The organism is Gryllotalpicola sp. CP2-P1, assembly GCF_057512245.1.
In genome coordinates, this window is the sequence record NZ_JBLRDT010000158.1 from 1 (window position 1) to 5,787 (window position 5,787).

5 protein-coding genes are annotated in these 5,787 nt (G+C 68.0%); all 5 read right to left on the reverse strand.

The genetic code is table 11. The annotated features are described in order from the left end of the window. Positions 1–741, reverse strand: a 741-nt coding sequence (locus ACM2XV_RS11470) for a Gfo/Idh/MocA family protein (RefSeq protein ID WP_487027014.1), incomplete at its 3' end; no start/stop codon positions are given. A 14-nt stretch (positions 742–755) separates the two neighbouring features. Beyond that, positions 756–2,420 (reverse strand): glycoside hydrolase family 13 protein, encoded by a 1,665-nt coding sequence (locus tag ACM2XV_RS11475; protein ID WP_487027015.1) that lies wholly within the window; start codon positions 2,418–2,420, stop codon positions 756–758. Between the two features lie 54 nt (positions 2,421–2,474). Further along, on the reverse strand, positions 2,475–3,377 hold the full coding sequence (locus ACM2XV_RS11480; RefSeq protein ID WP_487027016.1) for a carbohydrate ABC transporter permease: 903 nt from the start codon (positions 3,375–3,377) through the stop codon (positions 2,475–2,477). Beyond that, the gene (locus ACM2XV_RS11485; protein ID WP_344777144.1) at positions 3,377–4,282 is read right to left on the reverse strand and encodes a carbohydrate ABC transporter permease; all 906 of its coding nucleotides are present in this window, start codon (positions 4,280–4,282) and stop codon (positions 3,377–3,379) included. The genes ACM2XV_RS11480 and ACM2XV_RS11485 overlap by 1 nt, the downstream gene beginning before the upstream one ends. Positions 4,283–4,315: 33 nt before the next feature. Then, complete coding sequence (locus ACM2XV_RS11490; RefSeq protein ID WP_487027017.1) at positions 4,316–5,599, reverse strand: ABC transporter substrate-binding protein; 1,284 nt, start codon at positions 5,597–5,599, stop codon at positions 4,316–4,318. Positions 5,600–5,787: the final 188 nt, after the last annotated feature.

Genomic DNA, 5,787 nt, shown 5'->3' on the forward strand with positions numbered 1-5,787 from the left:
GTCGCCCGCCCACGCGGTCGGCGCGCCACGGCTCACCCAGCTGCCGCGATAGCTGACGACGAGCCCGCTCGCGAGCTCGATCGTGATGACGGCGGATGCCTCTTCGAGGTACTTGCTGTAGGAGGGGTCCTTGACCTTCGTGTAGACCCGCACGGCCTCCTCGCCCGTGATCTTGCGCAGCAGATCGAAGTGGTGGATCGCCATGTCGTTGATCATCGGGTGCGGGAACCTGTAGTGCGGGTGCTCCTCGAAGGCGAGGTCGTTGTCCCACTTCCGGAAGTCGATGCTGATGGCGGCCAGCTCGCCGATCGCGTTCTCCTGAAGCATCCGCTGCACCGCCCGCGGCGCGGGGTAGTTGCGGTAGTTCTGGCTCACCTGCAGCACGAGCCCCAGCTCTTCGGCCCGGCGCGCCGCGGTCGCCGCCTCTTCCGCCGTGTTCGCGAACGGCTTCTCGACGAGCACGTGCTTGCCCGCCTCGAGCGCCTCGAGCGCGAGTGGCACGTGCGTCACGGCGGGCGCGGTGATGACGACCGCTTCGGCGTCGACCGCCTCGAGCGCCGCGGTCAGGCTCGGGAACGCCTGCGCCTCGGGCAGGCCGAGCTTCGTGCGCACCGACTTCAGGGTCGCGGGGTTGGGGTCGGCGACGGCCGCCACCTCGACCTCGGCGACCGCGGGGATGGCGTTGACCGCCCAGTTGCCGCCCCAGCCCCCGAGCCCGACGTGGATGATCTTGATGCTCACAGCTTCTCCTCGTGTCACGCGCGCAGCCAGGCCGTCACGGCCGGCGGCAGTGCTTCGCCATCGAGCGCCCCGCTGCTCAGCAGCACCTCGCCCTCCGGAAGCGCAACGGCCGCGCTGCCGAAGTTGGTGATGCTGATCCAGCCGTTCGGCCGGCGGAACGCGAGCACGTCCCCCCGACCGGTCTCGATCCACTCCAGCCTCTCCTCTGTCTCGAGTTCGCTGCGCAATTCGAGCGCGCGTCGGTAGAGATTCAGCGTGGAATCCGCGTCGGCCTCCTCTGCCTCGACCGAGTAGTCGGCGAACCACGCCGGCTGCGGCAGGTGCGCGCCGGCCGCGCCGAAGCCGAACGAGGCGCCGCCCGCGGCCCAGGGCAGCGGCACGCGGCATCCGTCTCGCCCGATGTCGACACCCGGGTTGCGGAAGAAGGCGGGGTCCTGTCGATCGGCGGCGGGAATGTCGGCGACCTCGGGAAGGCCGAGCTCCTCGCCCTGATAGAGGTAGGCGGAGCCCGGCAGGGCGAGCTCGAGCAGGGTCGCCGCGCGGGCGCGGCGCAGGCCGAGCTCGCGGTCGACCTCGGGCTCTGCACCGCCCGAGAGCAGCCACGCGGCGCCCTGCTTCACCGTCGAGTCGCCGCGCGGCGGCAGCCCGTAGCGCGTCGCGTGCCGCACGACGTCGTGGTTCGAGAGCACCCAGGTCGTCGACGAACCCGACTCGCGGGCCAGCTCGAGGTTGAACGCGATGATGTTCCGGAACTGCGCGGCGTCGAAGTCGGCCTCGAGCAGGTCGAAGTTGAAGGCCTGGCCGAGCCCCTCCGGGCTCGCGTACCGCGCCCGGCGGTCGGCCGCCACCCACGCCTCGGCGACCGCCGTGCGGGCGGGGGTGTACTCGTTGAACACCCGGCGCCACTCGGCATAGATGTCGTGCACGTCGTCGCGGTCCCACAGCGGGTGGTCGCCGTCCTTCGGCAGCGCGTCGAGCTCGGCCTGGCTCGGAAGCTCGTCCGGCAGCTTCTTGGCGAGGCCGTGGGCGACGTCGATGCGGAACCCGTCGACGCCACGGTCTGACCAGAACCGCAGGGTCGTGAGGAAGTCCTCGCGCACCTCGGGGTTGTCCCAGTTGAGGTCGGGCTGCTCGGTGGCGAAGAAGTGGAAGTACCACTGGCCGTCGCCGACGGGGTGCCACGCCGGGCCGCCGAAGGCCGAGGTCCAGTCCGAGGGCGGCAGCTCGCCGTTCTCGCCCTTCCCGTCGCGGAAGATGTAGCGGGCACGCTCCGCCGAGCCCTTCGGCGAGGCGAGCGCCTCTTGGAACCACACGTGCCGATCGGACGTGTGATTGGGGACGATGTCGACGATGAGCCGGATGCCTGCGCGGTGCAGCTCCTCAGACATCCGGTCGAAGTCCTCGAGCGTGCCGAGGCGCGGGTCGACGTCGCGGTAGTCCGCCACGTCGTAGCCGCCATCGGCGAGCTCGGACGGATAGAAGGGGCTGAGCCACACGGCGTCGACCCCCAGCTGCTTCAGATAGGGCACGCGCGAGGTGATGCCGGGCAGATCGCCGATGCCGTCGCCGTTGCTGTCGGCGAACGACCGGGGGTAGATCTGGTAGACGGCGGCTTGGCGCCACCAGCTCTCGGCGCTGTCCGGGCGTGCGGTCTGTGCAGTCTCGAGGACGTCGGTCATGTGCGGGTGACTCTCCTTGTCGAAGGTGTGGTCGATGTCGAAGGTGTGGTCGGTCTACTTGATGGCGCCCTGAGTGAGGCCCGACATGACCCATCGCTGCGTGAACAGGTAGACGAGGATCGAGGGGGCCATCGCCATCAGATACGAGGCGAAGGACACGTTGTAGTTGTTGCTGAACTGGGTCTGGAACATCTGCTGCAGCACGGGCAGCGTCTGCAGGGCCGGGTTCGAGGTGATGAGCGACGGCATCACGTAGTCGTTCCATGACGCGAGGAACGCGAAGATGCCGACCGTGGCGCTCATCGGGGCGAGCAGCGGGAAGATCAGCCGCCAGAAGACCTGGGCGGTGCTCGCCCCGTCGATCCGCGCGCTCTCCTCCAGCTCGGCCGGGATCGAGCGCAGGAACGCCGTGAACAGCATCACGCTGAAGGCGAGCTGGAACATCACGTGCAGGATCGCGACGCCGATCGGGTTGTCGAGGTGCACCATGCCGGTGAGCTTCACCTGCGAGAGCGCGACCACCGGGAACGGCAGGAACATGGCGGCCAGCAGATAGAAGAACGCCCACCGGAACGCCCGGCGCTGCCAGTTGTGCGAGATCGCGTATGCCGCGAAGGAGCTGAGCAGGATGGTGCCGCCCACGGCGACCGCGGCGATGAACACCGAGATCGCGAAGCTGCGCGGGAAGTCGGTGAGCTGCCACGCCTCCACGAAGCCCGAGACGCTGACGGGCCACGGCAGCGAGAAGGCGTTACCGTCGACGGACTGCGACGTCGTCTTGAACGCCATGCTGAGGGTCACGTAGAGCGGCACCAGCACGGTGAGCGAGCACACGGCGAGGACGATCGTGAGTGGCCAGTTGGTGCGCGAGCGGCCGGCGCCGACGCGCGTGGCGTGGCGGGATTCCCCGACAGAGGCCACGGCCTCTGGCTGCCCGACGGTGAGTTGGGTGGTCATCAGAACGCGGTCCTTCCTCGGGTCGCGCGCAGCTGGAGCAGCGCGATCACGACCGCGATGACGAAGAAGATGGTGGCGTTGGCCATCTGGTACGAGTAGTCGCCGTTGGTGAACCCACTGAAGATCGACATCGCGACGCTCGTGGTCGCGGTGCCCGGGCCGCCGTTCGTGAGACCCAGGATGATGTCGTAGGCGTTCATGAAGTTCTTGAACCCGATGATCACGTTGATCACGATGTAGCCGGCGGTCAGCGGCACCGTGATCGACCGCAGCTGGCGCCAGGGGCTCGCGCCGTCGAGCGCGGCGGCCTCGTACACGTCGGACGGGATGGACAGGACGCCGGCGATGTAGATGAGCAGTGCCGAGGGGATCGCCTGCCACGCGGTGACGATCACGACCGCGACCCAGGCGAGGCTCGGGTTCGCGAGGATGCTCTGCTCGAGCGGCGCGAAGCCCAGGGCCGTCGCCGCGGCGGGCAGGCTGTTCGCGAACAGGTAGCTGAACACGTAGGCGATGACGATGCCCGAGATCACCATCGGGATCACGAAGACGGCGCGCAGCGACACCCGCGCGCGGATCTTCGCGGTGAGCGCGATCGCCAGCAGGAAGGCGATGAGGTTCACCAGCACGACGGTTACGAGGGAGAACCAGAGCGTGAAGCCGTAGGCGTGCAAGATCGCCGGGTCCGAGAAGACGGCGATGTAGTTGGTCAGCCCGGTGAAGCGGAACTCGCCGAAGCCGACGGAGTTCGTGAAGCTCAGCACGATGCCCATGACGGCGGGCACTGTGATGGCGAGGGTGAACAGCGCCACGGTGGGCCAGAGGAACAGGTGGAACACCGGCTCGACGCGGGGCCGATGCGATGAGCGCGACCCGCCTGGCGTGGGCAGGGAAGTGATGGCCATGTGTCGTCCTTCTTCTTCGAATCGACGTGTGGGTCAGGCGGAGCGCAGCGCCAGCCGCGCCCAATCCGCATCGAGCGTGCGCAGCTGGGTGGCCGGGTTCGACCCGAGCGCCATCGCCTGGGCGTAGTTGGCGACGGGAATGGAGGCGGGGATGAGCTGGGATGCCCCGAGGTAGAAGGCGCCCTCGTCGTAGTACTTCTGCATTCCGGCAAGAGCGGGGTTCTTCATCGGCGGCGCATCGGCGCGCACGCCGAAGCCGTTGTTGTCGGCGTTGTACCTGTCGATGACGGCCGGCTTCATGAGCCAGGACATGAAGTCCCGCGCGGCATCCTGCTTCTTTGACGCCTCCGGAATCCACAGCGCGAGGTCGACGTTCACGCGCACCTTGAGGTCGTTCGGGTCGTCGGTCACGGGCAGCGGGAAGGTGCCGAGGTCGAGGTGCGCGTTCGTCTTGGCGATCTCGCCGAGCGCCCACGGGCCCTGCAGGTACATGGCGGCCTTGCCCTTGGCGAAGGCGAGGTTCCCGTCGCCGTAGCCGCGGCTCGCGGCATCCTTGTTCGAGTACTTCGCCACCTGCGCCATGCGGCGCATCGGCGCCGCGAAGTCCTTCTCGAACGAGGCCCGCGACGACTTCCCCACGTGGGTGCCTTCGCGGCTCAGCTCGGCGAAGAACGACTTCACGTCGACCATGCCGCCGATCGTGTAGTCGAACATGCCCTGGGCGATGGTCCAGGTGTCGCGATAGGTGTTGTAGAACGGCGTGACGCCCGCGGCCAGCAGCTTCTCGCACGCGGCGGTGAGCTCTGCCCAGGTCGTCGGCACCTGGATGCCGTGCTGGGCGAAGATCGTCTTGTTGTAGATGACGGATGCCGCCATGACGGAGTACGGAACGGCGCTCACGCGGCCGGGGTACTTGGCGGTCTGGTCGAGCAGGGTCCACAGCTTCGGGTTGATCGACTTCGCCTCTGGGGTGTCGCTGAGGTCGGTCAGGGCGCCGTGCTCGACGAACTCGACCATCGAGAAGTTGTAGTTCCAGCAGCCGAGGTCCGGCGGCTGGTTGCGCACGAAGTCCGCCGACATGTTCGAGGTCGAGTCGAGCACCACGCGCACCTTCGACTGGCTGCGGTTGTAGCGGTTCGCGAGGTTCTGGAAGTAGCCGATCACCTCGGGCTTCGACACATAGAAGCTGATCGTCGTCGGCCGGGCCGAGCGCCCGACGGCGCCGCAACCGGCGAGGGCGAGGGTCGTTCCCGCGGCGCCGACGCCGGCGAGGAACGTTCGCCGGGTCAGCCTGCTTCGGGGCGTGGGGGGATGCACGTCGTTGTCTCCTTCGGGGTCTCGCGTCGTCGCGAGAAGATCCACGCAATAGATTTACAGTCTAAATCTAATGCCGTGAGTATTCTGGGGCCGTGAACCCCGGGCCGTCAACCTCGCCGTCGGAGCGGGCAGCGACGTCGCCCCAGCTGCTGCGCCGCATCAACGTGGAATCGGTGCTCGATTTCGCG

Coding starts and splice junctions, on each gene's coding strand:
- ACM2XV_RS11475 (WP_487027015.1), bottom strand. CDS start 2,420: ATGACCGACGTCCTCGAGACTGCACAGACCGCACGCCCGGACAGCGCC.
- ACM2XV_RS11485 (WP_344777144.1), bottom strand. CDS start 4,282: ATGGCCATCACTTCCCTGCCCACGCCAGGCGGGTCGCGCTCATCGCAT.
- ACM2XV_RS11480 (WP_487027016.1), bottom strand. CDS start 3,377: ATGACCACCCAACTCACCGTCGGGCAGCCAGAGGCCGTGGCCTCTGTC.